Here is a 26,620-nt window from a genome sequence, read left to right as displayed (position 1 = left end):
CCAGATGGTGGCAGCGTCGCAAAGGTAACGACAGCGTGACATTCAATAAAGAAAAATCTTCGAATAGCAATGTCTTTCTTGGATATTCAATGCAACGAAGCTCAGCGACACCCTTCTTACCGAATCAGCCGGCAGTGCCGTCATTGGAGAGTCAATAGTGCGTGAGTTCTCAGTTCCTCAGTCGTTCTCGATTCCGGCCGACGTGTCGATGGCCGACTCCGTGTTCCGCCATGCTGAGGAAGACCCCACATTCACGCCGTTCAAGCGGCTGTCGAACGGTGGTTGGGTCGACGTCACCGCAGCTCAATTCGCGAAGCAAGTGTCCGCAGTCGCAAAGGGTCTGATTGCGTCGGGGCTGGAGCTCGGCGACCGCGTCGCCATCCTCTCTTCGACCCGCTACGAGTGGGTCGTTTTCGACTATGCCATCTGGACTGCCGGCGGATGCACTGTCTCGATTTACGAGACATCCTCGCCCGGTCAGGCGCAGTGGATCCTCGAGGATTCCGCCACAACACTTCTCGTGGTCGAAACGACCAAGCATGCGGAGATCCACCAGGAAGTTACCGACGGCGCCGACGCTCTCCGCGAGGTTCTGGTCATCGAATCGGGTGCGATCGACGAGCTCGCCAAGCGCGGCTCCACGATTACCGACGAAGAACTGCACACTCGTCGTCGCCAGGTCACTGCAGCCTCACCCGCGACCCTGATCTATACCTCCGGCACAACGGGACGCCCCAAGGGTGTCCAGCTGACTCATGCCAACTTCTACGCGCAAGCGGCCGTTTGCCAGCTGGCACTACCGGATTCGATGACCCCGGGCAAAAAGACTCTGATGTTTTTGCCGCTCGCCCATGCGTTCGCGCGAGCGATCTCATTCGGCGCGTTCGAGTCGAAAGTAACCGTGGCCCACACCTCGGATTTGACGACGCTCCTCGACCAGTTCGCCGATTTCAAACCCACCTTCATCCTCTCGGTGCCCCGCGTATTCGAGAAGGTCTACAACTCGGCGCGTCAAAAGGCCGTGGACAACGGCAAAGCCGGAATCTTCGACAGAGCAACAGCAACGGCCATCGAATACAGCGAATCCCTCGAAAAGGGCGGCCCAGGAATAGCGCTCAGGCTCGAGCACGCCATATTCGACAAGCTCGTCTATTCGAAGCTGCGCTCAGCTCTCGGTGGCGAGTGCAAGCAAGCATTCTCCGGTGGCGCCGCGCTCGGCGCACGCCTGGGTCACTACTTCCGCGGCGTCGGCATACCGATCTACGAGGGGTACGGACTCACCGAATCGAGCGCCGCCTTCAGCATCAACACTTCCAATGCGCAGCGCATCGGCACGGTAGGCAAACCGGTCGACGGCCACACCGCGCGTATCGCCGACGATGGCGAACTTCTCCTTCGCGGTCCGGTCGTATTTGCCGGCTACTGGAAGAACGAGAAGGCAACTGCCGAATCGATCATCGACGGTTGGTTCCACACCGGTGACCTCGGCTCGATCGATAATGAGGGATTCGTCTCGATCACCGGTCGTAAGAAGGAAATCATCGTCACCGCGGGTGGCAAGAACGTCGCGCCGGCGGGCCTGGAAGATTCGATGCGCGCACACCCACTGATCAGCCAGTGCATCGTGGTCGGTGACGCTCAGCCGTTCATCGGCGCACTGATCACACTCGACCCGGAGACCTTGCCCGCTTGGGTCGAGCGGAACGGCCTTCCTCCCACCACGACAACCTCCGACCTGGTGACAAACGCCGATTTGATCGCTGAAATCGATACGGCCGTGGAGGAGGCGAACAAGAAAGTGTCCAACCCCGAAAAGATCAAGAAGTACACGATCCTCGAACGCGACTTCACCCAGGAGAGCGGCGAACTGACGCCGACACTCAAGCTCAAGCGCAACATAATCCACGAAGTTCACCGAGCCGAGATCAGCGACCTGTATTCCTGACCCGCCGACTCTGCCCGCTGGAATGAGCTGACACAGCGGGCCAACCTGCGACCGTGAGGGCATCGACGAGGCGTTGCATATCGACGACCGGAGCCTCGATCAGCGGAAGACGAACTGTCGCATGGCCGATGACGCCGAGGTGTACCAGTGCAGACTTGGCCATGACCGCGCCCTGCGCGGTACGGAGCATCGCTTCGGTCAAGCCGATCAAAGATCGCTGGATGGTCCGTGCCGAGTCGAGCTCACCGGCACGGACCGCCGCTATGAGCCTTCCGGTGTGTTCCGCAGCGACATTGCCGATCACGCTGACCAATCCGGTAGCCCCACATGCGAGGTACGCAAGGTTGAGCTCGTCGAGTCCACAATAGTAGGCAAGTGAAGTCGATTCCATGACGGACATTGCTTCGAACAAGTCGCCTTTGGCATCCTTGACGGCCCGAATTCGAGGATGCGCCGACATCTCGATCAACGTTGCTGCGTCGATGGCCATACCAGTCCGCGCCGGAACGTCGTAGACCATGACGGGTAGCTCGGTGGAATCGGCGACGGCGAGGCAATGCGCAAGCACCCCAACCTGAGTCGGGCGGGAGTAGTACGGGCACACGACGAGAAGAGCATCGGCACCCGCCTGCTCGGCGTCGCGGGCTCGACGAATCGTGGCCGCGGTGTCGTACGTTCCCACCCCGGCAATCACCCGTCCAAGTCCGGACGCGCGCGCCGAGACTGCCTGCACGAGTGCAACGGACTCGCTCTCGGTGAGGGTGGGTGACTCACCTGTTGTGCCAGCAACGACGAGACCATCGCATCCGGTGGCGAGGAGGTGGTCGACCAAAGCATCAGTGCCCGACGCACTGAGCGACCCGTCGGGATTCATCGGCGAAGCCATTGCCACAAGATTGGTCCCGAAGAGTCGCTCGGCCGGCTGAAGAGGAATCGTCACAGTCGATGATCCTGCACGTCATGTCCACCTAGAACCAGCAATACTTTTTTGGGGGAATACCGTAGCTTGGCTTCATGATCGATGTCGGTGCACTCCGTGCACTACACGTGGTTGCACTCGTTGGAACGATAGCGAAGGCGGCCGAGGAGCTCGGCTACACCGCCTCCGCGGTGTCACAACAGATCAAGCGGCTCGAACGCCAACTCGGCGTCGCAGTGATGGTGCCCGCGGGAAGAACGTTGACGCTGACGCCTGCCGGTCGAATGCTCGTCGCCACCGCTCCTGATGTGTTCCAAGCTCTCGAGCGATGCACGGAGGCAGCACTATCGGTTTCGGTGGGTTTGCCACGTGGCCGACTCAGAGTCGTTGCGTTTTCGACGGCGGTGCGCGGACTGTTGGCACCGATCTTGCCAGCGCTTGGTTCACGATATCCAGACGTTCGGATCAACATCGAAGAGCAGGACCCTGCAAAGGCGCTCTCCAGCGTCGAGGCAGGCACCGCCGACCTCGCACTCGTGCACGACACCGACGGAATGCCGAGCTCTTTGCCTGCGTCGATGACCAAGCAATTGGTGCACACGGATGTCGGCGACGTGGTCATGCGGCGAACACATCCGCTAGCAGTTGCGACCGAGCCCCTCACCAGCGCCGATCTCATCGACTATGCGTGGGTGACCAGCCCTCGCGGGACTCTCTGCCACGAGTGGTTCCGGCGCCTCTTCGCCGACCTTCCTCATGAGCCCGATGTGCGTCACCTGATCGACGACTTCTCCACTCAGCTGGCACTGGTTTCCACGCACGATGTTCTCGCATTGATCCCCCGACTGGCGCGTCCGCCGCTGGGTGAGGATCTGATCTTCAGAGAGTTGCACCGTGAGCCGAAGCGAGATGTGTACGCAGTGTGGCGAATCAGCGCAGAAAACAGTCCTACTATCCGGGCGTTGATGTCAGAACTTGCTTCCTAGCTGCGGCTTGTTCAGTGGCGATTGTGCACCCGGCGTCGTAGGCGCATAACACCATTACCGAGGACTGCGATCAGAAAGCCGATGATCGCGGCTAGAAGTAGCGAAACGCCCTGGGCGACATCGAGGTTCAACCCGAGAAATTCGACGTGCGCCTTTTCTGTGTTTTGCAATACGAATATCACCAACGCGATCACCAAAAATACCGCGGCAACTCCGGTGAGGATTCGCGTTGCGCTATGAGAGGAACGCGCCGCGGGTTGCGTAGAAGTTGTTGTGGTGGTCTCGGGTTGCTGAGGCCGTTCGTTCATCGTGGCTCCTTGTCGAGGTGTCGACAGGTAGCTACCCGGCAGATGCAGAGGCGAAACCGGCGCCATTCATGTGATGGCGTTGCTGTCGACCGCCTCGATTCAGGGCGACGACCGTCACGGACTCAACGCGCTCAAAGACATCGACATGTAGATGACCATGGAGACCAACAAGGCCCACCCGGCTCCCTGCCAAATCGGCCAAGTGCCACCACTGCGCCACACCCGATACGTCTGAACGAACGCGAACAACCCCCCGATCAACAACAGAGCGGACGGAACTACGAGAAGAATCGTTCGCTCGGGCTCGGCGCACACCGTAAACGCCGCGTCGCGACACTGACCCGAGTGCGGTCCCCAGGCCGCCCACATGATGCATCCGACCATCACCACCAGCGCACTGACGATGACCGAGACGGTGAACAGGGCTGCACGGCGGACACCGCCAGACCCCCCAGGGTCATGCCATCGCTTTCCTACGTCATCGGTCATACTTCCCAACCTAATCTCCTTGCTCGGTGGCGAGGCGGGGTCCGGGATTACTACCCCTGGATCGGCTCAGCACTGGACACGTCCGTCGCCACTGTCTTCGCCCAGCGGTAGTCCGCTTTACCGGCTGGGGTTCGCTTGACCTCCTCGACCAGCACGACCGAACGCGGGATCTTGTAGCCGGCAAGCGTCTTGCGGCAGTGCTCCTGAACGTCGTCGAGGGTGAGTTCAGGTGACTCGGGATAGGTTGCGATCACCGCGGCAACCCGTTGGCCCATACGCTGGTCAGGTGCGGCGACGACGAGCGCATCGCTGATCGACGGGTGCGCGTGGAGGGCGGCCTCGACCTCCTCGGCGAAGACCTTTTCGCCGCCGGTGTTGATACATTGCGAGCCTCGTCCGAGGAAGACTATCGTGCCGTCCGCTTCCACCTTGCCCATGTCGCCGAGCACCGACAGGCGGGTTCCATCACTGCGTGTCGGGAACGTCCGGGCGGTCTTCTCCTCGTCTTTGTAGTAGCCGAGAGGGACGTTGCCGATCCGGGCGATGTAGCCCACGTCCTCGGAGCCTGCTGGAATCTCGTTCAGACGCTCGTCGACGAGTGTCATGCTCGGCGAGGGTGGCATTCGCAGAGTGCCGACCTCGTCGATGGTGAAGGCGCCGTCGTTTCCAGACTCCGAGGCGCCGAAGTTGTCCCGCAACAGCAGGTCCGGTTTGACCGCCAGCATGCGGTCCCGAACGCTGGTGGACCAGATCGCGCCGCCTGAAGTTATCGAGAACAGGGAGCTGAGATCTACCTCGCCCTTTCGGCGTTCCATCTCATCGACCAACGGCAGCCCCATAGCATCGCCGACGATCAGGATAACCTGCACCGAATCCTTCTCGATCGATTCGACGACCTTCTGCGGATCGAAGTCGCGCCTGAGCACTACGCGAGCGCCGAGGGTGAAAAAGGTGAACAACGAGTACAACGCCGCACCGTGCATCAGGGGCGCGGCGATGAGGAACGAGAGTTCGGGAAATTCCTTTGCAGCACTTGCGATCTCGGCGAGGTCTTGTCGCGCCCCCTCTCCGTATGGGTTTCCGCCGGAAAGGGGCTTGCGGAAAAAGTCATCTTGCCGCCACATGACGCCCTTCGGGTATCCAGTGGTCCCTCCCGTATAGAGCAGGTACAGGTCGTCGCCCGTGCGGGAATCGAACTCGGCTGTGGGCGACAATTCACGAGCATCGGCGAATGAAACCACGGAAACTGCATGCTCGTTCGCGGCGGACGAGAGTTCGGCGGCGATCTCGCCGATCACGATTACCGTCCGGATCATCGGGCACGCGCCCAAGAGGGAAGCAAGGACGCGCTGGTGCTCGGAGATTTCGACGACCACTGCGGCCGAATCGGAGTTGATGAAGATGTACTCGAGTTCGGCGGGCGTGTACCGGTAGTTGACGTTGATCGGGACCGCGCGAATCTTGAGCAATCCCAGGATGGAAGCTACGTGCTCGACGCTGTTCTTCAGGAACAGTGCGACATGGTTGCCTCGGGAGATGCCGGCCTGTGTGAGCAGCTGGGCGGTCCTGTTGGCCTCTGCGTCCAACTGGGCGTAGCTGAGGTTCTCGCCCTCGTAGGTCAATGCAACGCGATCAGGTACCGCATCGGCGACTGTCTCGAAAACGTCCGCAAGGTTGAATTGCATCGTCATTCCTCTCAAGTGACAGCGCCGCGATCTCGAGGCGGTTGACCTGAGTTTAGAACACGTTCTAGCTTGCTCGGAGCAACGCGATCCGATTGGGTTCTGTTTCGGTCGCGCTGTCGATCAAACTTGTATCACCTGCGTCGATGGACCGCGAGATGGTTCCACGCTAAACAAGGGGCAAACGATGAGACGCCACCAGTCGAGCGGGGTGGTCGCCTGCACAACATCACGCCACGTGACGGGAAACTACAGAGCATCAGATCTTCGTCAACGCGCTGCCCTTGTGCATCGCAATGTGGTCGGTCTTGTCACTTTTGATTTCGTACTGGGGATCGTCCGGGCTGCAGCGGCGGATATGCCCCTTGTAGTCGACGTCTTCGGTGTGGACTCGCGTAATCGTGCCTTGCACGTACCCGGCTTCGGAGTTCCAACGCACATGGTCGCCTACCGAGAACTTGGTTGCCATAACTTCTTCCCCTGCCGAATGGGTTGAGCATGCGCAACGGCATGGTCGGACAACCATGCCGTTGCGCGTGCCGCTCGATTTCGCTGACTGCCTCGAAGTTACGCGGTCAGACGAGTCATGCGACGACCATCGGATCTCGGCTTGTCGTGCGCGGATATTCGTCGTCGTCGAGTGGTTCGTCTCGATGTTGTTCGATCACATCGATTGTCGAGCATTCCCGTACCCCTGGGTCGAGAATCGAGAGCCACCACTCGTCACGATCCGGAGTATCCGGCCACAGTACTGTCTCCATCACAGATCACCTCGTTTCCGTAACAGGCTCGGTACCGAATATCCCTCAGGTGGAGTGTGTTTCGATCGAACGCTGTGTTTCCCCGTGGGCGATGTCGATTTTGCGGGGCTTTGCGCGTTCGGCGAGCGGAATCATCACCGACAGGACGCCGTTATCGTAGGTCGCCGAGATATTTTCGACGTCGATTCCCTCACCCAGGGAAACCTGACGGCGGAATGTTCCGGCAAAGCGTTCGGAGGAAATCCATTGCACACCATCGGTTTCCGGTGCAGTTCGATGCGCGGTGAGAGTAAGCGTGCCACGGTCCACATCGACGTCGATCGAGCCAGGATCGACACCGGGTAGGTCAGCGCTCAGAATGTAGCGATCGTCGACCTTGTACAGGTCCATTGGCATGAACCGTGGAACACGGCCCGAGCCACTCGATGCTCCGAGCATGTTCGCGGCGAGAGAATCGAAGTCACGAAAAGGATCGAAGCGCAGCACAGCAACCACCTCCTGAACTCGTGTCGCCCGCTCCTCTAGCGGGCGCTTTCTCACTGTGCACGGAACAATTTAGCACTCTCGACCGCCGAGTGCCAGACCGTGTCGATAACATTTTGAAAACACCGACAACTCAAACATGCTGCACGACAGCACAGCCGAGAGTTCGGGTGAGAATAGTCGACCCGAGATCTCTACCGTTTGCTGCGAGCAACGACAGGGCTGCCAGCGCGTTATGAACCCGATACGGACCGAGCAGGGTATGTCGACGGTCGCCGCGAGCCTGTGCCCGTAGTCGTCATCGATACCGATCGCCACCGCAGCCGCTCGTAGTGCTCGTTTTGCCGTTAGTGCCGGTGACTCCGTAGAAGGAGGGTCGCTTGCCATGAATATCTCCCTCGAATCCGCGCGATCAAATCTGTAGCAGCGTGAAGGACCTGAGGAGGTGGTGCCCTACGCGCTAAGGGCGTACGTTGGAGTCAGATCGCTTAAGCCGTCAGGCGTATTGACCGTGCAGATACCGCAGTCAATCAGTAACTCGAATTCGCTGCGGCACTACTCGATTAACTGATGCAGCGGAGGATCGTTGATGGAACCGATCGTGTGGCCGACAACAGATTCGATGGACGACTGGTGGAAGGGCGTGATGGCCCACCAGGACGTCGGGCATGCTCCCACGCGCAGCTACCCGCCGGACCCGGACATCGACGAAACTCGCCCTCCCCCGCAGGCCCACCCGATGGCAAGCGCCCACGCCAAACCGCGTCGAGCAAGTTGACCGCGTAAAGAACGAATCCTCCCGACCCGAGCCACCCGCGCTAGTGTCGGAAAGATGACGGGCACATCGTGGGACGGGTATGTGCGCGTTCGCGGCGCCACCGAGCACAACCTGGCAGCCATAGATGTCGATATCCCTCGCAACGCGTTCGTCGCGTTCACGGGCGTGTCGGGATCAGGCAAGTCTTCGTTGGCGTTCAGCACCTTGTATGCCGAAGCTCAACGACGCTACTTCGAGTCGGTGGCCCCCTACGCCCGTCGGCTCCTACAGCAGGTAGGCGCACCGCACGTCGCTTCCATCACCGGACTGCCCCCGGCCGTAGCGCTGCAGCAACGCCGGGGCGCGCCCAGTTCACGCTCCAGTGTCGGCACCATCACCACCTTGTCGAACCTGCTTCGGATGCTCTATTCCCGCGCCGGTACCTACCCGGATGGGGCGTCACGCCTCGAGGCGGAATCGTTCTCCCCCAACACCGTCGCCGGAGCATGCCCGCGTTGCGGCGGGCTCGGCGTCTTCCACGACGTGACGACGGATTTACTGGTTCCCGACCCGTCGTTGAGCATCCGTGAGGGAGCGATCGCGGCCTGGCCCGGCGCCTGGCAGGGTGCAAACCTACGCAGCATCGTCAGCGGCCTGGGTATCGACATCGACGTGCCATGGCGCAAGCTCAGCCGGAAGAACCGAGACTGGCTCCTCTACACCGACGAGCAACCGAAGGTGTTCATCAAACCGCAGGCCGACCGCGTCGACCACAGTTACGAAGGCAAATTCTGGAGCGCTCGCCGCCACGTCATGCATGTCCTGTCGGACTCCACCAGCCAACGAATGCGTGAGCGTGCTCTGCAGTTCACCGAGAGTGTCCGGTGCCCACAGTGCGCCGGCAGCGGACTTCGCGTCGACGCGCTGGCGGTGACCGTCGCCGGATATTCCATCGCCGAGCTCAACACGCTCTCGCTGACCGAGGTCGCCGCGGTGTTACGGCCCATCGCCGAACAGTCCGGAATGATCGCGGCGACGCCCTCGGCATCGTCCGGGGAGACAACCGAGGTGGCGGTACGCATCACTGCTGACCTGCTCGCCAGGATCGAGGTGCTGCTCGGTTTGGGTTTGGGATATCTGTCGCTGGGACGTAGTTCGACGACGCTGTCGCCCGGTGAGTCCCAGCGTCTGCGTATCGCCACACAGCTTCGATCCGGGCTCTTCGGTGTGGTGTACGTCTTGGACGAACCGTCTGCCGGCCTGCATCCGGCCGATGCCGAGCCGCTGCTCGACGTCCTGGATCGGCTGAAGGAATCCGGGAACTCACTGTTCGTCGTCGAACACGATATGGACGTGGTCCGACGGGCCGACTGGGTGGTCGATATCGGACCCGCTGCGGGGGAAGGCGGTGGCCGGGTGCTGTACAGCGGTCCAGTGGCCGGGCTCGAGCAGATCGAGGAGTCGGTTACCGGGCGCCACCTGTTCGGACGCGCAGAGTCCCTGCATCGTGTGGCGCGACCGACCGACGGCTGGCTTACTCTGACCGGCGTCACCCGCCACAACCTGCGCGAGCTATCCGCGGCGTTCCCACTGGCGGTGCTGACCGCGGTGACCGGTGTGTCGGGCTCTGGGAAGTCGACACTCGTCACCCAAGTCTTGTTCGAGGTGGCGCGTCATCGACTCGATACCGCTGCAGATGAGGACGACGACGCGCAGATCAAGATCGATGTGGCCGCCGTCGACGGATTCGAGGAGTTCAACCGGTTGGTCCGGGTGGATCAGCGCCCCATCGGCCGCACACCCCGCTCGACACTGGCCACCTACGTCGGAATGTTCGACATCGTGCGCAAACTGTTCGCCGACACCGACGAGGCCAAGGCCCGCGGCTGGGCGCCCGGCCGGTTCTCCTTCAACGTCCCCGAAGGACGCTGCCCGACGTGTCAGGGTGACGGTTTCGTCGAAGTGGAGCTCCTCTTCCTTCCCGGCACCTACGGCCCCTGCCCCACCTGCCACGGCGCCCGCTACACCCCCGAAACTCTCGAAGTCACCTGGCGCGACAAAACCATCGCCGACGTGCTGGCGATGTCGGTGAACGAAGCGGCCGGGTTTTTCGCCGACATCACCGGCGCTTCTCGCAGCCTGCAGACGCTGCTCGATATCGGGCTCGGCTACCTGCGACTCGGCCAGCCTGCGACCGAGCTCAGCGGCGGCGAAGCACAGCGCATCAAGATCGCCAACGAACTGCAGCGCACCCGACGCGGCAACGCCCTGTACCTACTGGACGAACCCACCGCCGGGCTGCATCCCGCTGACGTCGCCCTGCTCATGCGCCAACTCCACCGCCTCGTCGACGCAGGCAACACCGTCGTGATGGTGGAACACGACCTGGACGCCATTGCCTCCGCCGACTGGGTCATCGACCTCGGACCGGGCGGTGGCGACAAAGGCGGCACCGTGGTCGCCACGGGGACACCCACCGAAGTGGCCGCGTCTACGGACAGCATCACTGGCCCTTACTTGGCACGACGACTGCAATCCTGATCCGGAGCAACGCGGCCTGACATCGGATCCCCCGCGGGAGGAACGTATCGGTCGATGTCGGCACCACCTTGACATCACTCGGCAACACGAGCAAGGTAATTGGCACAGTGCCAACAAGCTTGTTTGCCGACCTAGGAATGCCCATGACTGCACTCGCCGACCGCACCAGCAGCGAACTCGCCACCGAACTCGCTGACGTGCGACAGCTTGCTCGAGGATTCTTCGAGAAAGAGGTCGTACCGCACCGAGAAGAATTTGCGGCCGCAGGCCGCCCTAGCCGCGAGGTATACAGCGCTGCCGGGCAACTCGGCTTGCTCGGCATGTCGATCCCGGAGATATACGGCGGTGGCGGTGGCGATTTCCGTCACGAGGCGGTGCTGTTCGAGGAACAGGTTCGCGCCGGCGACTCGGCCATGCAATTGGGCGTGCACAGCGGCATCGTCCCGCACTACATCCTTGCGTACGCATCCGAGGAGAACCGGCAACGATGGTTGCCGAAGCTGTGCTCCGGTGACTGGATCGGCGCGATCGCGATGACCGAGCCGGGAACCGGCTCCGATCTCCAAGGAATCGCCACCCGAGCAGTTCGCGACGGCGACGACTACGTGGTGACCGGTGCAAAGACCTTCATTTCCAATGGAGCCCACTGCGATCTGCTCATCTTGGCGGTGAAGACGGATCCGTCCGCCGGCGCGCGCGGATTGTCACTGCTCGTCGCCGAGGTATCCGATGACACCCCGGGATTCTTTCGTGGACGAGTACTGCACAAGATCGGCCAGAAGGGGCAGGACACCGCCGAGCTGTCGTTCGACGGCATGCGCGTACCGGCCGCGAACATACTGGGTGAATCGGAGGGCCGCGGCTTCGCACAGTTGATGCAGCAGCTCCCCCAGGAGCGTCTGATCTGTGGGATAGCTGCAGCCGCGATGATCGAGACTGCAGTGCAACAGACCGTCGAATATACCAAGTCTCGCAACGCTTTCGGAAAAACTTTGTTCGATCTGCAAAACACGAAGTTCGAACTCGCGGAATGCGCCACTATCGGACGAGTGGTGCGTACGTTCGTCGACGACGCCGTCGCCAAGCACCTCGTCTCCGAGCTCGACGTCACCACTGCCGCGATGGTCAAGTACTGGACCACGGACCGGCAGTTCGAGGTGGTCGACAGGTGCCTGCAGCTCTTCGGAGGATACGGCTACATGGAGGAATACCCCATCGCCCGAATGTTCGTCGACGGCCGCATAGCCCGCATCTACGCCGGTGCCAACGAAGTTATGAAAGACCTCATTTCCCGTTCGCTCTAGTTCGACCTGTGCGACGGAGTCCCCTTGGTCGCCGACAACCACCATCACGATGCCCGAAGGACGCCCATGAGCACATCGACTGCTGTGCAAACATCCACGATCAACGGCGAAATCGGCGACGACCGAGTGCTCGTACTGACGATCGACGATCCGACACAGGCCACCAACACCATGAACGACGCATTTGGTCAGTCACTTGCGTCGACGATCGACTGGCTCGAAGCACACCGCGACGACTTCGACGGCGTCATCGTGACCTCGGGAAAGGACTCGTTCTTCTCCGGAGGCGATCTCGAGTTACTGCGCGACGCCGGCCCGAATGATCATGCAGCGATCTCGGGCGCTCTCGATTTCACCAAGGATAAGTTCCGTCGTCTCGAGCGGCTCGGCAAGCCGGTTGTGGCTGCACTCGGCGGCACTGCGCTCGGTGGCGGCTACGAAATCGCGCTGGCATGCCACTATCGAATCGCTTTGGACAAGAAGAGCTCTCGCTTCGGACTTCCCGAAGTTACCCTTGGGCTCCTGCCCGGCGCCGGTGGAGTCACCAGGACAGTCCGCATGTTCGGCGTCGTCGAAGCATTGACGCGGGTTGTCGGACAGGGCCAGCGGTATCGGCCGGCTCAGGCTCTCGAGCTGGGATTGGTCGACGAGGTAGTCGACACCGAGGAGGCGATGATGGCTTCGGCCCGCGCCTGGATCACCGCTCATCCCGACGCTGCGCAGCCCTGGGACAAGAATGGGTTCGAGATCCCAGGCGGCACCGCAGCATCGCCCGGTTTGGCGGATCGACTGCCCGCTCTCGTCGCAGCCGCCAGCGGTCGCACGCCGGTCAAAGGCGCACCGATGCCTGCACCCATCGCAGTGATCACCGCCGCGGTGGAGGGATCGGTCCTGGACTTCGACTCTGCCTCACTCGTCGAGACCGAACATTGCACGTCCCTCGCATGCGGACCGGTGTCGGGGAATCTGATCCAATCGATGTTCTTCGATCTCGGTTCGATCAACAAGGGTGTCTCGCGTCCCCCGGCCGAGCCGCAACGGGTTCCGAAGAAAGTACTGGTGATCGGCGCGGGAATGATGGGCGCCGCCATCGCCTACGTCGTCGCCTCGGCAAAGGTGCCCGTCGTGCTGCGCGATGTGTCGATCGAATCAGCAGAGCGCGGAAAAGATTACGCCCGTTCGATTCTCGGTAAGTCTGTTGCCAAAGGCAGAACGACGCAGGAGGCCGCAGACGCTGTCCTCTCGCTCATCACGGCGAGTGCCGACGCAGCAGACACCGAGGGCTGCGATCTCGTCGTGGAGGCGGTGTTCGAGGATCCTGCCGTCAAGCAAGGTGCGTTCGAAGCAGTGGACAAGTACCTCACCGCCGACGCCCTTCTGTGCTCGAATACCTCGACGCTTCCCATTACTGCACTGGCCGAGGGAGTCTCCCGTGAAAGTGACTTCGTCGGGACGCACTTCTTCTCACCGGTGGACAAGATGCCACTGGTGGAGATCGTGGTCGGAGAACACACCAGCGACTCGGCGTTGGCGCGTGCATTCGACTTCGTTCGTATGATCGGCAAAACCCCGATCGTCGTCGGAGACAGTCATGGGTTCTTCACGACTCGGGTCATCGGCCGATTCATGGACGAGGCCATCTCCATGGTCGCCGAGGGCGTGCACCCGTCGACCGTCGAGCAGGCCGCCCTCCACGCCGGCTACCCATCCGGGGCGCTGGCCCTGATGGACGAAATTTCTTTGACGCTCTCACGCCATATCCGCGAGGGGATGGCCGAGGCCGCCCGCGCCGACGGCCGTGAGTGGATCGACTCGAAGTCCTATACGTTGGTCGACCGTATGGTCGACGAGTTCGAGCGTCCCGGACGCAAGTCGGGACGCGGTTTCTACGACTATGCAGAGGACGGTTCCAAGGCAGGCTTGTGGCCGGGTCTCGCCGAACACTACGTCCGCGCCGATCATGGAATTCCGTTCGAGGACATGATGGATCGAATGTTGATCGCACAATCGCTGGACTCGATCGCGTGTCTCGACGAGGGTGTGCTGCGTACGGTTGCGGACGCCAACATCGGCTCCATCATGGGAATCGGCTACCCAGCTTGGACCGGGGGTGTACTCCAGTTCGTCAACCAGTTCGACGGCGGCCTATCCGGATTCGTCGAGCGCGCCGACGAACTGCGGGAACGCTACGGTGATCGCTTCATAGTGCCGTCCTCACTGCGCTCGCGCACCGAGCGGTACCTCTGACGTCTCGCACCCTCGGTGCGATGCAATCATGAGAGCTATGGCGGCTGTGAACACACCCAAATGGAGTCGACTGGAACCCGACGAAAGACGGACACAAATACTGGCCAGCGCGGTTCGTTTGTTCGGCGACAAGCCGTACGCCGAAGTGTCGATGGCCGACGTCGCCGAGTCCGCGGGGGTTGCCCGCGGACTCATCCACCACTACATCGGTGGCAAGCGCGATCTGTATCTGGAGAGCGTGCGATTCCTGGTCACGGTCCCGCCGATCGAGGCAGTGAACCTGCCGGCCGGATCGCTCGAGGAGCGTGCCAGGGGCAGCGTGCACTGGCTGGTGGGGGTCATCGAGACCCACGGCACGGCCTGGGTGTCCATGGCGAGCGGTTCGGGCGTCGACGAGCAGGTCGCCCAGATCCTCGACGAGGCGGACGATCTCGCCGCCGAACGAGTCCTCGACGCAACAGCATTCGAGGGTGGACACGGCGACCGCATTCTCACCACGTCGGCGGTACGTGCGTTCGGTGGAATGGTCAAGGCCGCCGGGCGTGAGTGGCTGGTCCGCGGCACTTTGACCAGGGATCAGGTCGAAAGATTGTTGACGGACGTCCTCGTCACCGTTCTCGCCACGGCGCAGTCCCTCGCAGCCGACGGCAATCGAGAGCAGTAGCAGCACAGAACTTTTCAGTGGATCCCAGTAGCCGTGCGCTACACCCCTACCCTCCCTATTGACACTGTGCCAACAAGGTGGGACTGTGACCGTATTCACTCCGGGCACTTGCCCCCTCTCGTCACAAGGAACTCCGCCATGTATCTCACTCAAGGCCTCCACCGATCCGCAGCAACGACCCCGCAGCGAGCGGCCACTGTCGTCGGCGACCGAGTACGCACCTTTGCCGAGCAGATCGACCGGGTTGCTCGATTCGCCGCCGGTCTGCACTCGATCGGCGTCGAGAGCGGCGACCGGGTGGCCATGTTGGCTTTCAACAGCGACCGCTACTCCGAGTACCTGCTGGCCGTGCCCTGGGCCGACGCCGTGCTCAATCCTGTCAACATCCGATGGTCCCCGGTAGAGGTCGCCTACGCGCTGAACGATTCGAACACCAAGGTCCTCCTGGTAGATGACACCTTCGCCGCCATGGCACCTGCCCTGCGCGCAGCGTGCGCAAACCTCGAGACCATCGTCCATTGCGGCGACGGCCCCACCCCCGAAGGCATGGTCTCGTACGAAAACCTCGTCGAGTCCAACGACCCCGTTTCCGATGCGCGACGCAGTGGAGACCAACTTGCCGGATTGTTCTACACCGGCGGCACCACCGGCTTCCCCAAGGGCGTCATGCTCTCGCACGCCAACCTCGTCACCTCAGGTCTGGGAACTGTCGCCACCGGTCAATTGCTCGACGACGCGTCGATCCTGCTGCACGCTGCGCCGATGTTCCACCTCGCCGATCTTGCGGCATGGGTCGGTCAGGTCATGCTCGGCGGAACCCACGTGATGGTTCCGTTCTTCGAACCCACCGCGGTGCTGGAGGCTATCCAAAAGCATTCCATCACAGACGTTTTGTTGGTGCCTACGATGATCCAGCTACTCGTGGACCACCCTTCACTGAGCACCTTCGACACCTCCTCGCTCAGCCGGGTTCTCTACGGCGGCTCTCCCATCTCCGCCGGGGTGCTGGAGCGCACCCAGGCGCGACTTCCCGCCGCCCGGCTCACCCAGGCATACGGCATGACCGAGCTCGCTCCGGTTGCATCGCTTCTATGGCCCGAACATCATGTGGGAGAACGTATCGGCTCGGCGGGCCGGGCGGCACCACACTCCGAAATTCAGATTGTCGATCCCGACGATCGTCCTGTAGCCACCGGGGCAGTCGGCGAAATCTGCGTCCGTGGTGGACATGTCATGCTGGGCTATTGGAACAAGCCCGCGGAGACGGCAGCCGCCATTCGGGACGGGTGGATGCACACCGGCGACGTCGGATACCTCGACGACGAGGGTTTCCTGTTCGTAGTGGATCGACTCAAGGACATGATCATCACGGGCGGCGAGAACGTCTACAGCGCCGAAGTGGAAAGTGCGCTCAGCCTGCACCCCGCAGTATTGGCTTGTGCGGTGATCGGCGTACCGGACCCGGAGTGGGGCGAACGAGTCCATGCGTGCGTGGTTCTGGCAGAAGGAGTTTCACCGTCCGTCGAGGAGCTCCGCGAGCACACCAGAACCTACGTCGCAGGTTACAAGACACCGCGCACCATCGAGTTCGTCACCGCGCTACCGATGAGCGGCGCAGGCAAGATCATGAAGCGTGAACTACGAACTGCACACGAATCGAAGATCGGGCTCGAGGTCTCCCGGTGACTCGGCAGACTTCGACTGTCCAGGCATCGGCCGGCCAGACATCGAAGTCGACGAGTTTCGATTCGGTCTCGCCGATCGATGACCGCCACATCGGCACCTTCGAAGTGGCGTCGGCCGAGGCCGTAGCTGCGGCAGTAGCAGAGGCACGCCGCGTCGAGCATGAATGGTCTTCGCTCCCACCGAGGTCACGGGTTCGACACCTGAAGGCCTGGCGTCACGAAATATGGAGCCGAAGAGACGAATTCGTCGATCTGATCCATCGGGAAAATGGGAAGCCTGCCGAAGACGCTTTGCTCGAGATCGTGCTCACTCTCGAGCACATCGCGTGGGCCGAGGGCCATGCACCGCGGCTGCTGCGCACGCGCCGGGTCAATCCCGGCCTACTGTTGGCCAACTACTCTGCCCGGGTCGACAAGGTGGCGCTCGGAGTCGTCGGCGTCATCGGGCCATGGAATTACCCGCTGTATGCACCGAACAGTGCCATCTCCTCAGCCCTGGCAGCAGGCAACTGTGTCGTGTTCAAACCGAGCGAATACACCCCAGCTGTCGGTGCGAGATACGTTCAGGCCTTCAACGACGCGAATCCGACGTTGCCCACCGGGGTGCTCTCGGTGGTCATGGGGTTCGGAGACACCGGTGCCGCTCTGTGCCGAGGCAGAGTCGACAAAATCGCGTTCACCGGCTCGACCAACACCGGTTCGAAGATCATGATGACGTGCGCCGAGACGCTCACGCCGGTCGTCATGGAATGTGGCGGTAAGGATCCCGTGATCGTCGCCGCGGACGCCGACATCGCGGCGGCCGCTGAGGCGGTCGCCTGGGGCGCATTCACCAACGGTGGCCAGACATGTATCGGGGTCGAGCGCGTGTACGTCGAGCGCAGCGTCTCCGCTCAGTTCACCGCCGCACTCGTCGAGCATGCGCGCCGAATTCGACCGGGTGGTGACGCGTCGGCTACCTACGGGCCGATGACGATGCCCGCTCAAATCGACGTCGTACGAAGACATCTCGAGGATGCTGCTGCAGCTGGAGGCAGGGCGTTGATCGGCGGGCTCGATTCGATCGGTCCGCGGTTCGTCGGTCCGACCGTACTGGTCGACACCCCTGAGGACTGCTCGGCCGTTCGTGAGGAGACATTCGGTCCCACCGTCACAATCTGCGAAGTCGACGATCTCGACGAGGCGATCGGCCGCGCCAACGACCATCGATACGCGCTCGGTGCGTCGGTCTTCTCACGCCGCCGCGGAAACGAGACAGCGGCCCGGTTGGTGTGCGGCCAGGTGACCGTGAACTCGGTGATCGCGTTTGCCGGAATGGGCTCGGTCCCGATGGGCGGCGTCGGTGCCAGCGGCTTCGGCCGGGTACACGGCGACGAAGGATTCGCAGAGTTCTGCCGAACCCGTAGCCGCGTGAGCAAGATGTTCGACATTCCTGGTTTCGAGTTGGTCACCCTGCGTCGCAAACGCTGGGTCGCGCAGTCGATCGACCGCCTGCTCTGGCTCCGCCACCGCGCGTGATCTGCCGTGGTTCCTATGACTCCGATTCGGTGCGCCCAGCCACGAGCAGCGGGACTATGTTGCGGTGGGCAAAGGTGAGCAGGTCCTCGTACGTCTCGAGCGGAGCGCCTGCCGAAGGCGTCAACAGGATCGAATGGACCACGCGTGCAACGATTTCCGGTGCATCGGGCACTGCGAACGCGTCCGTACTGGATTCGTCTCGCGCAATGTGCGTTGCGGCCCTGATCGCTGACTCGAGTAGCGCAGACGCATTGATGGTGAGCTGTTCCAACACTACGGGGCTCTCGGAATCGAACATCTTCAGCAGCACGGGATTGGTCCTGACCGAGTCGATCGTCGTCGCGAAACCATGTGCGACGCGGTCAGCTCGCGAAGATTGCTCTGCAGCCGACTTCGCCAGCGACGCGAAAAGTCGTGACGATTCGCGTGCCATGACCGCTTGCACCAACTCGTCCTTGGACCCGATCCGGCGGTAGACGGTCACCCGGTTGATGCGTGCTCGCTTGGCGACGTCTCCGATCGTCGTCCGAGCGATGCCTACCTGCCCGAACAGCTCGAATGCGGCATCGAGGATGGGCCCATCGTCTCCGTCGGGATGCATTGCTCGATCCTAGCGGCCACCCGGCTGTCGGCCACGTGCTCAATGCACCATTGCAACACCAACTGTTGCAATGTAACATCGGGCCAACATCACCCGCAGAAATGGAGTTCGGATGTCCCGAAACAAGGCGGTCGTCACCACGAGTAAGCCGCATACCGATGAGTCCTACGCGATCGTCGCGCGCGCGGTGAAATTCGATTGGTCGAACGTCCCGCTCCAATACATCCCCGGGGAGTGGTACGCCACGCACTTCTGGAACGTGATGCACCTGGTACTCCCCGAGGGCGAGCGCGCCATGGCCGATGTGTTCGCAAGCGCTCTACCCTTCATCGACGATCCTCGACTGCACGAGGAAGTGGTCGGCTTCGTTGGACAGGAAGCCACTCATGCCTCTTCGCACGAAAGTTTCCGCGACTACCTCGTCACTCACGGAGTGGACATCGAACCCATCCTGCGACGCATCCGATTCGCAGTAGGAGTGGTCTTCGGAGACCACGGCCTGACGGGCCGAGCCGGCAAGGCGTGGCTGAACGAACGCCTGGGAATCTACGCGGCTGCAGAGCATTTCACCGCCGTCGTCGGTGAGTGGTTGCTCGACAACACCGAATTCGATCGACTCGGAGTCGACCCGACGATGCTGGATCTGCTGCGCTGGCACGGTGCGGAAGAACTCGAGCACCGCAACGTGGCGTTCGACGCATTCCAGTATGTAGACGGAGGCGGGTTCCGACGCGCCCGGACTGCCGTCGCGGCCAGCGCTGGGTTGGCTCTGTTGTGGTTCAGTACAGCGGCATATCTGTACAAGAACTCGGTCGCAACGCCGCGCTCGAGCAAAGGGCGCCTCCGCCGTCGAATTCAGATGCCGTGGCCACTGGCGTTCGCGAGAGCCTCACGCAAACAACTGATTCCAGGCCTGTCATTTCTGTTCGTGCAACTCGCCCTCTACATCCGTCCTGGATTCCACCCTTCGAAGATGGGCGACATCGACAAGGCTGTGCAGTACCTGGCGAAGTCACCCGCGGCATTGGCGACGCAGCCGTGAGGACCGAAAGTACGAATCCAGAACCGACATCGGTCGAAACCCGTAGTCACCTGGGCGACATCGCCGTTGTCGAACCAGGAATCGGGTTACGGGCCATCGGGGCCGTGTCCCGGATCTACGCCAAGCTGGTAGCGGATTCGTCGATCATCACGGCCCTCTCCCCTGCGCGACCTCGAAGGGGCACAGGATACGAGTTCGCGACAACCATCGACGATATCGTCGTCGAAACAGAGGACGTCCGCTCGCTCTTACTGCGGCGCAACGACGGCGTTCCGCTTCCTTCGTGGCTTCCAGGCGCGCACATCGACATCATCACACCGTCGGGGGAACTGCGTCAGTACTCACTCGCCGGCCAACCCTCCGAGGGCGAGCACTACCGGATCAGCGTTCGGAAGATCCCCGGCGGCCGAGTATCCAGCGAGATCCACGGCCTCGAGCGCGGCGACATCATTCGAGTCAGAGGGCCGCGCAATGCCTTTCCGATGGCACGAGCGGACAACTATCTCTTCGTCGCAGCGGGAATCGGCATCACCCCTATTCGCTCGATGATCGAGCGCGCCGTAGAGGACAACGCTCGTTGGACGCTCTATTACCACGGTCGATCACACGCAAGCCTGCCTTTCGTCGCGGACCTCGGTCGGTTGGCTCTTGCTTCGGGTGGACGTCTGATTCTCGCGGCCGACGATGTGGACGGTATGCCGGACCCTGCCATGATCGTGGACCTCGCAGAAGTCGACTCCGCGATGTACGTGTGCGGACCGGCGGCGCTCTCGAAGAGGCTTCGCGACGAGTCGATACGAAACCGCAGAATTCAGGAGTTTCATGCCGAACTTTTCGCTCCGCCGGCAGTAGTCGACGGTAAGCCCTTCACGCTCCATTTGAACCGTTCGGGTGAAACGATTGCCGTTGGCGCACAGGAGACTGCACTCGATGCGCTACGCCGGACGAGGCCCGATCAACCGTACTCGTGTCGACAGGGTTTCTGCGGGGTCTGCGTCGTCGGCCTCGTCGAGGGCCGCGTAGATCATCGCGACCGTGTACTCGACGCCACCGAGCGGCAGACCACGCTCACCCCGTGTGTTTCGCGAGCTGCCGTCGACAACGAAGTCGTCGTCCTCGATCTGTAAGAAGGAGTCGAAAATCTCATGACCACAACTGTTTCGGACACATCTGCCAATGAGCACGACGCCTCCGACAACCTGGCGGTCTCCCTCGTCGACGTCGCGATCATCGGGGCCGGATTCGGCGGCCTCGGTGCAGCGATTCGTCTTCAGCAGGAAGGTCGTGGTGACTTTCTGATCTTCGAGCGCGACGATGCGGTCGGCGGAACGTGGCACGTCAATACTTATCCTGGCGCCCAGTGCGATATCCCCTCTGCGCTGTACTCCTTCTCTTTTGCGCCCAACCCGGACTGGACCCGCCTTTACCCTCTTCAGCCCGAGATCGAGGCCTACCTGAACGACTGCACCGACCGGTTCGACATTCGGAACCGCATCCGCTTCGGTCACGAGGTGCTGGACGCAACGTGGAACGAAGACGAGGCCAGGTGGCTGGTGACGACGTCGGAAGGGGCCTGGTCGGCGCGCATACTCGTCGGCGCACTCGGACCCTTCAGCGAACCCGCCAAGCCGAATATTGCCGGTCTGGAGTCATTTTCGGGATCTGTCTTCCATTCCGCAGAATGGGATCACGAACACTCCGCTCGCGGTCGGCGAATTGCGGTGATCGGTACCGGGGCGTCCGCGGTGCAGTTCGTACCGCGGATCGCACCCGAGGCCGCCCATCTGACCGTGTTCCAGCGGACTCCGACGTGGATACTGCCGCACCCCGACCGGTCGATCTCCGAATCCGGACGATCGATGCTCCGAAGGTTCCCTCCGCTGCAACGCATGATGCGGCGCACGTTCGACTTGTTCCAGGAAGCGTTGGTGCCCGGCCTCATTCACCATCGATCACTGCTCGCACCACTGACCGTGCTCGGACGAGCGCATTTGCGTCGCCAGGTGAAGGATCCAGTGTTGCGCAAGAAGCTCACTCCCGATTATGCGTTCGGCTGTAAGCGACCGACGTTCTCGAACAAGTTCTATCCCGCACTGTCCCGGGACAACGTCACCGTCGAAACAACCGGCATCGCAGAAGTTGTGTCAACGGGCATCGTGACCACCGGCGGTCGAACTCACCCGGTGGACACGATTGTCCTGGGAACTGGATTCACCGTCGCCGGCCATTCGGGGTTCCGTCGCATCCGCGGCCGCGACGGACAAACGTTGGCAGATGCGTGGCCGTCGGGAGAGATGTCTTCGTACCGAGGCACGACCGTGCACGGGTTCCCGAACTTTTTCATGCTGCTCGGCCCCAATTCGGTCGTCTACACCTCGCAGGTAGTCACGATCGAAGCGCAGGTGAACTACATCCTGGAGGCACTGCGGGTCATGGACGCCAAAACCATTGCGTCGCTGGAAGTCAGCCGGCAGGCGCAGAGCGAGTTCGCCGACTACACCGATGCCACGCTCGAGGGCTCGGTATGGAACTCGGGCGGATGCAGTAGCTACTACCTGAGCCCATCCGGGCGGAACGTCACCTACTGGCCGGGCTCGGTACGTAATTTCACCCGCCGCATGTCCACGATCGACCTCGAACACTACGAGTACCGCATCGGCAGTGCCACCGATCCGAAAGAACAGAAGCCGAACGGCAATTCGACACGGTTGAAGGATCGCTCATGAGTCGACACATCTCTCTTCCCGACAAAGTTGCGCTGGTGACAGGCGGGGCGCGGGGCATCGGCGCTGCGACAGTGGAGAAATTGCTGGCAGCGGGTGCGTATGTCGCAGTTGTCGATCGAGACATACCTGCACAGGCGCGTTCATCCGAACGAGTTCTCTTCCTCTCGGCCGACGTGACCGACTCCGAGGCGATGGTGGAGTGCGTCCGTCGGACGGTGGCGGCCTTCGGCGCACTCGACATCGTGGTGGCCAATGCGGGAATCACCCCACCGCCGGCAACAATTCGGACTGTCGAACGAGATGTCTTCGACTCCGTGATGGCCGTCAATTTCGGCGGCGTGCTGAACATCGTGCGAGCGGCAGCAGACGAGATCGTCGCAAGCGGTGGGCACATGCTGTTGGTGTCCTCGTGTGCGGCGTTCACACCTGGCATGGGCGGGGTGCCGTACATGGTGAGCAAGGCGGCCGTCGAACAGCTCGGACGCGGATTGCGCATCGAACTGGCTGCGTTCGGAGCCTCCGCCGGGCTCGCGTACTTCGGCGTGGTGGACACCGGCTTGGCCCGCGACACACTCGACAACGACCCGATGGGCAAGCGAATCGGTCAGCTTCTCCCCTGGCCACTGAACCGAAGACTGTCTGCTGATCGAGCCGCAGATCTCTTGGTCGACGCTGCCCGAACTCGCCGTGCCCGGATAGTCGCCCCAACGGTGTGGCTGCCGTACTTCTGGCTGCGCGGGATCCTCAATCCCGTGCTCGAGTGGAAGCTGGCGCGCGACCGGAAACTCACTGCTCTGCTGCGCGAAGTGGAACAGGCTCAATCCCCGAGATAGCTGCTGCCCGATACGAGCCACTACTCGGTGGAAGACGTCAGTAGTCAGGAAACTCGGAGGTGGGCTGTGAGATCTCGACTGGTCAAGATTCAGCTCGTCGCATTGGTGGTGGTTACCGTCGCCGGCATCGTCTTCGTCGGCGGAAAGTACGTTCGGATCGATAACCTACTCGGATTCGGGCAGTATCGGGTCCACGCCCAATTCGAGAATTCCGGCGGCATTTTCCGCAACGCGGAAGTTACCTACCGCGGGGTTCCGGTCGGCACCGTCGGGACAATGTCGCTGACGCACAACGGGATCGACGTGGAACTCCTCCTCGACAGCGAAGGACCGGACATTCCGGATTCGGCGAGGGCCGTCGTCGCCAACCGGTCGATGATCGGTGAACAATACGTCGATCTGCAGCCGATCAGTGAGCACGGGCCTTACCTCGACGACGGTTCGACGATCACGTCGGAGAACACCGAAACACCTGTGCCTGTCGAGAAAGTACTCGCCAGTGTCGATCGGCTCGTGAAAACGGTTCCACTGAAGAATCTGACGACAGTCGTACGTGAACTCGGTGATGCTTTGAACGGCAGGGGTGACGACCTGCAGGTGTTGGCCGATACGCTTGGGTCTCTGTCGGAGAGCGCCGACGACGCTCTGCCAGAGACACTCTCACTCATCAGGGACAGCAGGACAGTTCTCGACACCCAGTCCGAACAGTCCTCTGCAATCGGTCGGTTCAGCACCGATCTCGACGCGGTTGCAGCCCAATTGCGCAGCAACGACCCCGACATAAGGCGCCTCATCGAAACCGGCACGGCAGCAAGCGATCAGGTGGGTGCACTGATCGCCGACGGCGGACCCTCCCTGACGACCGACCTGACGAATATCAACTCGGTCACCGAAATAACCGGCCTGAAATCCCTCGCGCTCAGACCGCTGCTGATCTTCCTGCCCGCCCTCGCCGCAGGTGCTGGAACTATCGTGCCCAACGATGGCACAGCTCATTTGGGACTGGTGCTGGAAACGAACAATCCCCCACCATGCACCATCGGCTACGAGGGTTCACAGGACATTCTCGACGAGGAGAAAGCGAATGATCCCAACTTCGACCTCACCGAAGAGAACTACCCGCTGAACCTTCGAGCGAACTGCGCAACACCCCAGGGCAGCGTGACGGGCGTCCGCAGCGCCAACCGGATCGTCTTCGCGGATCCTGAAACACCGCAACCATGGGACGGCAAGCCCAAGGTGGATCCGGACAAGCTCAACCTCAACCCGATCGCATCACAGCTCGCCCCCCTCGTCGGTGCATCGCCGAGGTGATCGCTGAAGGTTCGACGGCAGGGGTCGTCAGCTCTTACTCTTCGCCTCGACGCGGCCGACGAAGTGATCCATGGTGTTGTTGACGCCGAGCTGGTTCATGAGTTTGTCGAACCAGCGAACTGGAAGCACGCGGGCGGGCGACAGGAGGTTCACGAATCGGGGCATGATCAACTCGTGGCGGCCCTTCTCGATCGCTGTCAGGGTTTTCTCCGCAACGGACTCGGGCGTGAGAATCGGTAAAAGGAGTGGGTATTTCGTCTGCACACCCTTGAACATTCCGGTGCTGACGAAGTACGGGCACACAACCAGCGAGTTGATACCGGCGTTGGCTTTCGAGAGCTCCACACGGAGTGATTCAGCGAAACCGAATGCGGCGAACTTGCTCGCGGAGTAGTCGGTTTGCTTGGCGACCCCTACAAGCCCCGCAGCACTGGAAACGGTGACGACGGTACCGCGACGGTTCTCGATCATGTTGCCGAGGAAGGCCCGGGTGACCCAGAAAAGGGAAAGCGTGTTCACGCGGATCGTGCGCTCGATGGCGTCGTCGGAGGCGTCGAGGAGGTTCTTGCCGGTGACGATCCCCGCGTTGTTGATCAGGACGTCGACAGGCCCCGCTAGCTTCGCGGCTGCCTGGACGGAATCGCGATCGGACACATCAACGGTGTAGGCCGCGGCAGAGTGACCCGCAGCAACAATCTCCTTGCTGACATTGCCTCCTGCCTCTTCGGACAGATCCCACACGATGACCCGGGCCCCACGTTCAGCAGCACCCAAGGCGAGAAGTCGGCCGATGCCACTGCCACCGCCGGTGACCAAGACGGTTTGATTCCTCAGGGAATGAGACACAGTTCTTCTCCTAGCAGTAGACGGCGACGAAGCAACACCAATACCTCCAGTATTGACCAACTGGTCAATACCCGCAATGTGACTCTGGACAACCTCATACCTGCTGGCCATACACCTGCGCTGGTCTAGGCTCCCGAGAGTGGCCGGAGCAAAGAAGTCAGAACTCGAGCGGCGTAGCGACATCCTTGCCGCCGCAAAACTGGTGGCGCTCGATGGCGGACTGGACACTGTCACAGCGCGGACAGTCTCTGCAGAAGCGGACCTCTCCAGCGGCCTCGTCTACTTCTACTACCAAACCAAAAACGGCTTGCTTCACGCTCTGCTTGCGCGATTGCTCGAGACAACCTTGGACGGGCCGGAAGACGGGTTCGGCGAGGACCTTCCCGCAGACGTCGCCCTCTACGAGATGATCACGACAGAACTAGAAGGCCTCCACACTCAGCGTGATGAAGTCGACCTACTTTTCCAGTTCTACTTCCTCCGAAGAAGCGCCGATTTTCGTGACCAGATCGACACGGGTCTCCGTCTGTATACCGACGCGATTCACCCCGTCACCGGCCGATTCGCCCGGGAACACGATCTCGATCCCGACGCATTCCGCTCCACACTCGTCGCTCTCATCCAGGGAGCTGCGATAGACGTCGTACGTCGGCCCGAAAGCTTCAGTGCCGCAAACCTTCTTCAAGTTGTTGCTGCCCTCGCGTCGTCGACACCTCGCCACTCCGAGGGCGCCATCCAAGCTCGTCCACATTCTCGATGAGCGAATCGGCCCAGCGTCAGGTGCGAGTGTTTCGCTTCACCCAACCCCACGCAGCGGTCGCTGCGAACAACACGATCCCGATGATGGCCAACCAGAGCAAGCCTTTGACAACGAACCCGAGAATGACGAATACCAGCCACACGACGAGTAACAATCCAATTAGTCCAAGCATCCCCCGATCATGACAGACCCTTTACGTCCGCTCGGTC

At 61.6% G+C, this 26,620-nt stretch carries 25 protein-coding genes; 15 read left to right on the top strand and 10 right to left on the bottom strand.

Annotation, left to right across the window (positions count from 1 at the left end):
- Nucleotides 1–157 precede the first annotated feature (157 nt).
- A complete protein-coding gene (locus H2510_RS07245) occupies nucleotides 158–1,945 on the top strand; it encodes a long-chain fatty acid--CoA ligase (protein ID WP_186627610.1) in 1,788 nt (595 codons plus the stop codon).
- Here H2510_RS07245 and dapA read toward each other — a convergent pair.
- Nucleotides 1,926–2,885 carry a 4-hydroxy-tetrahydrodipicolinate synthase gene (gene dapA / locus H2510_RS07240; protein ID WP_315901273.1) on the bottom strand — a complete coding sequence of 320 codons (960 nt, stop codon included), beginning with the start codon at nucleotides 2,883–2,885 and terminating at the stop codon, nucleotides 1,926–1,928. The genes H2510_RS07245 and dapA overlap by 20 nt on opposite strands.
- 74 nt (nucleotides 2,886–2,959) lie before the next feature.
- Here dapA and H2510_RS07235 point away from each other — a divergent pair, with 74 nt between their 5' ends.
- Nucleotides 2,960–3,850 carry a LysR family transcriptional regulator gene (locus H2510_RS07235; protein ID WP_186627609.1) on the top strand — a complete coding sequence of 297 codons (891 nt, stop codon included), beginning with the start codon at nucleotides 2,960–2,962 and terminating at the stop codon, nucleotides 3,848–3,850.
- An 11-nt stretch (nucleotides 3,851–3,861) separates the two neighbouring features.
- Here the strand turns inward: H2510_RS07235 and H2510_RS07230 are convergent, their stop codons facing one another.
- From H2510_RS07230 to H2510_RS07205, 6 genes are all read right to left on the bottom strand, one after another.
- Nucleotides 3,862–4,158: a DUF1049 domain-containing protein gene (locus H2510_RS07230; protein ID WP_186627608.1), complete on the bottom strand. Its 297-nt coding sequence runs from the start codon at nucleotides 4,156–4,158 to the stop codon at nucleotides 3,862–3,864.
- Between the two features lie 114 nt (nucleotides 4,159–4,272).
- On the bottom strand, nucleotides 4,273–4,647 hold the full coding sequence (locus tag H2510_RS07225; RefSeq protein WP_186627607.1) for a hypothetical protein: 375 nt from the start codon (nucleotides 4,645–4,647) through the stop codon (nucleotides 4,273–4,275).
- Nucleotides 4,648–4,697: 50 nt separating this feature from the next.
- Complete coding sequence (locus H2510_RS07220) at nucleotides 4,698–6,332, bottom strand: AMP-binding protein (RefSeq protein ID WP_186627606.1); 1,635 nt, start codon at nucleotides 6,330–6,332, stop codon at nucleotides 4,698–4,700.
- A gap of 256 nt (nucleotides 6,333–6,588) precedes the next feature.
- On the bottom strand, nucleotides 6,589–6,798 hold the full coding sequence (locus H2510_RS07215; protein WP_186627605.1) for a DUF2945 domain-containing protein: 210 nt from the start codon (nucleotides 6,796–6,798) through the stop codon (nucleotides 6,589–6,591).
- A 115-nt stretch (nucleotides 6,799–6,913) separates the two neighbouring features.
- The gene (locus H2510_RS07210; protein WP_186627604.1) at nucleotides 6,914–7,090 is read right to left on the bottom strand and encodes a hypothetical protein; all 177 of its coding nucleotides are present in this window, start codon (nucleotides 7,088–7,090) and stop codon (nucleotides 6,914–6,916) included.
- Nucleotides 7,091–7,135: 45 nt separating this feature from the next.
- Complete coding sequence (locus H2510_RS07205) at nucleotides 7,136–7,576, bottom strand: Hsp20/alpha crystallin family protein (RefSeq protein ID WP_088942176.1); 441 nt, start codon at nucleotides 7,574–7,576, stop codon at nucleotides 7,136–7,138.
- A 586-nt stretch (nucleotides 7,577–8,162) separates the two neighbouring features.
- On the opposite strand from H2510_RS07205, the gene H2510_RS07200 reads away from it, so the two are divergent.
- The 7 genes from H2510_RS07200 to H2510_RS07170 all read left to right on the top strand — a co-directional run bounded on the left by H2510_RS07200 (nucleotide 8,163) and on the right by H2510_RS07170 (nucleotide 18,289).
- The gene (locus tag H2510_RS07200; protein WP_186627603.1) at nucleotides 8,163–8,351 is read left to right on the top strand and encodes a hypothetical protein; all 189 of its coding nucleotides are present in this window, start codon (nucleotides 8,163–8,165) and stop codon (nucleotides 8,349–8,351) included.
- A gap of 54 nt (nucleotides 8,352–8,405) precedes the next feature.
- Entirely contained in the window at nucleotides 8,406–10,871 is a 2,466-nt protein-coding gene (uvrA, locus tag H2510_RS07195; protein ID WP_186627602.1) for an excinuclease ABC subunit UvrA, read from the top strand.
- 143 nt (nucleotides 10,872–11,014) lie between these two features.
- A complete protein-coding gene (locus H2510_RS07190; RefSeq protein ID WP_088942170.1) occupies nucleotides 11,015–12,175 on the top strand; it encodes an acyl-CoA dehydrogenase family protein in 1,161 nt (386 codons plus the stop codon).
- A gap of 66 nt (nucleotides 12,176–12,241) precedes the next feature.
- Nucleotides 12,242–14,422 carry a 3-hydroxyacyl-CoA dehydrogenase NAD-binding domain-containing protein gene (locus H2510_RS07185; protein WP_186627601.1) on the top strand — a complete coding sequence of 727 codons (2,181 nt, stop codon included), beginning with the start codon at nucleotides 12,242–12,244 and terminating at the stop codon, nucleotides 14,420–14,422.
- Nucleotides 14,423–14,459: 37 nt separating this feature from the next.
- Complete coding sequence (locus tag H2510_RS07180) at nucleotides 14,460–15,086, top strand: TetR/AcrR family transcriptional regulator (protein ID WP_186627600.1); 627 nt, start codon at nucleotides 14,460–14,462, stop codon at nucleotides 15,084–15,086.
- A gap of 138 nt (nucleotides 15,087–15,224) precedes the next feature.
- Nucleotides 15,225–16,772, top strand: a complete 1,548-nt coding sequence (locus H2510_RS07175) for a long-chain fatty acid--CoA ligase (RefSeq protein WP_186627599.1) — start codon at nucleotides 15,225–15,227, stop codon at nucleotides 16,770–16,772.
- Complete coding sequence (locus tag H2510_RS07170) at nucleotides 16,769–18,289, top strand: aldehyde dehydrogenase family protein (protein ID WP_186627598.1); 1,521 nt, start codon at nucleotides 16,769–16,771, stop codon at nucleotides 18,287–18,289. Before H2510_RS07175 ends, H2510_RS07170 begins: the two co-directional genes overlap by 4 nt.
- A 13-nt stretch (nucleotides 18,290–18,302) precedes the next feature.
- Here H2510_RS07170 and H2510_RS07165 read toward each other — a convergent pair whose 3' ends face one another.
- Nucleotides 18,303–18,890, bottom strand: a complete 588-nt coding sequence (locus H2510_RS07165; RefSeq protein ID WP_186627597.1) for a TetR/AcrR family transcriptional regulator — start codon at nucleotides 18,888–18,890, stop codon at nucleotides 18,303–18,305.
- A gap of 112 nt (nucleotides 18,891–19,002) precedes the next feature.
- Here H2510_RS07165 and H2510_RS07160 point away from each other — a divergent pair, with 112 nt between their 5' ends.
- The 5 genes from H2510_RS07160 (at nucleotide 19,003) to H2510_RS07140 (ending at nucleotide 24,805) form a co-directional block, all read left to right on the top strand.
- Nucleotides 19,003–19,932, top strand: a complete 930-nt coding sequence (locus H2510_RS07160; protein ID WP_186627596.1) for a metal-dependent hydrolase — start codon at nucleotides 19,003–19,005, stop codon at nucleotides 19,930–19,932.
- Entirely contained in the window at nucleotides 19,929–21,059 is a 1,131-nt protein-coding gene (locus H2510_RS07155; RefSeq protein WP_186627595.1) for a PDR/VanB family oxidoreductase, read from the top strand. Before H2510_RS07160 ends, H2510_RS07155 begins: the two co-directional genes overlap by 4 nt.
- Nucleotides 21,060–21,077: 18 nt before the next feature.
- A complete protein-coding gene (locus H2510_RS07150; protein ID WP_186627594.1) occupies nucleotides 21,078–22,658 on the top strand; it encodes an NAD(P)/FAD-dependent oxidoreductase in 1,581 nt (526 codons plus the stop codon).
- Nucleotides 22,655–23,491, top strand: a complete 837-nt coding sequence (locus tag H2510_RS07145) for an SDR family NAD(P)-dependent oxidoreductase (RefSeq protein ID WP_186627593.1) — start codon at nucleotides 22,655–22,657, stop codon at nucleotides 23,489–23,491. Before H2510_RS07150 ends, H2510_RS07145 begins: the two co-directional genes overlap by 4 nt.
- A gap of 66 nt (nucleotides 23,492–23,557) precedes the next feature.
- Nucleotides 23,558–24,805 carry an MCE family protein gene (locus tag H2510_RS07140; protein WP_186627592.1) on the top strand — a complete coding sequence of 416 codons (1,248 nt, stop codon included), beginning with the start codon at nucleotides 23,558–23,560 and terminating at the stop codon, nucleotides 24,803–24,805.
- A gap of 27 nt (nucleotides 24,806–24,832) precedes the next feature.
- Here the strand turns inward: H2510_RS07140 and H2510_RS07135 are convergent, their stop codons facing one another.
- Nucleotides 24,833–25,651: an SDR family oxidoreductase gene (locus H2510_RS07135; RefSeq protein WP_222438365.1), complete on the bottom strand. Its 819-nt coding sequence runs from the start codon at nucleotides 25,649–25,651 to the stop codon at nucleotides 24,833–24,835.
- A 139-nt stretch (nucleotides 25,652–25,790) separates the two neighbouring features.
- On the opposite strand from H2510_RS07135, the gene H2510_RS07130 reads away from it, so the two are divergent.
- On the top strand, nucleotides 25,791–26,411 hold the full coding sequence (locus tag H2510_RS07130) for a TetR family transcriptional regulator (protein WP_186627590.1): 621 nt from the start codon (nucleotides 25,791–25,793) through the stop codon (nucleotides 26,409–26,411).
- Nucleotides 26,412–26,427: 16 nt separating this feature from the next.
- On the opposite strand, the gene H2510_RS07125 is transcribed toward H2510_RS07130, so the two are convergent.
- Nucleotides 26,428–26,583: a hypothetical protein gene (locus H2510_RS07125; protein ID WP_176224618.1), complete on the bottom strand. Its 156-nt coding sequence runs from the start codon at nucleotides 26,581–26,583 to the stop codon at nucleotides 26,428–26,430.
- Nucleotides 26,584–26,620: the final 37 nt, after the last annotated feature.

It is taken from the genome of Rhodococcus sp. BP22, from assembly GCF_014281965.1.
Taxonomy (GTDB): domain Bacteria; phylum Actinomycetota; class Actinomycetes; order Mycobacteriales; family Mycobacteriaceae; genus Rhodococcoides.
This window is presented reverse-complemented; position numbering and strand designations above follow the sequence as displayed.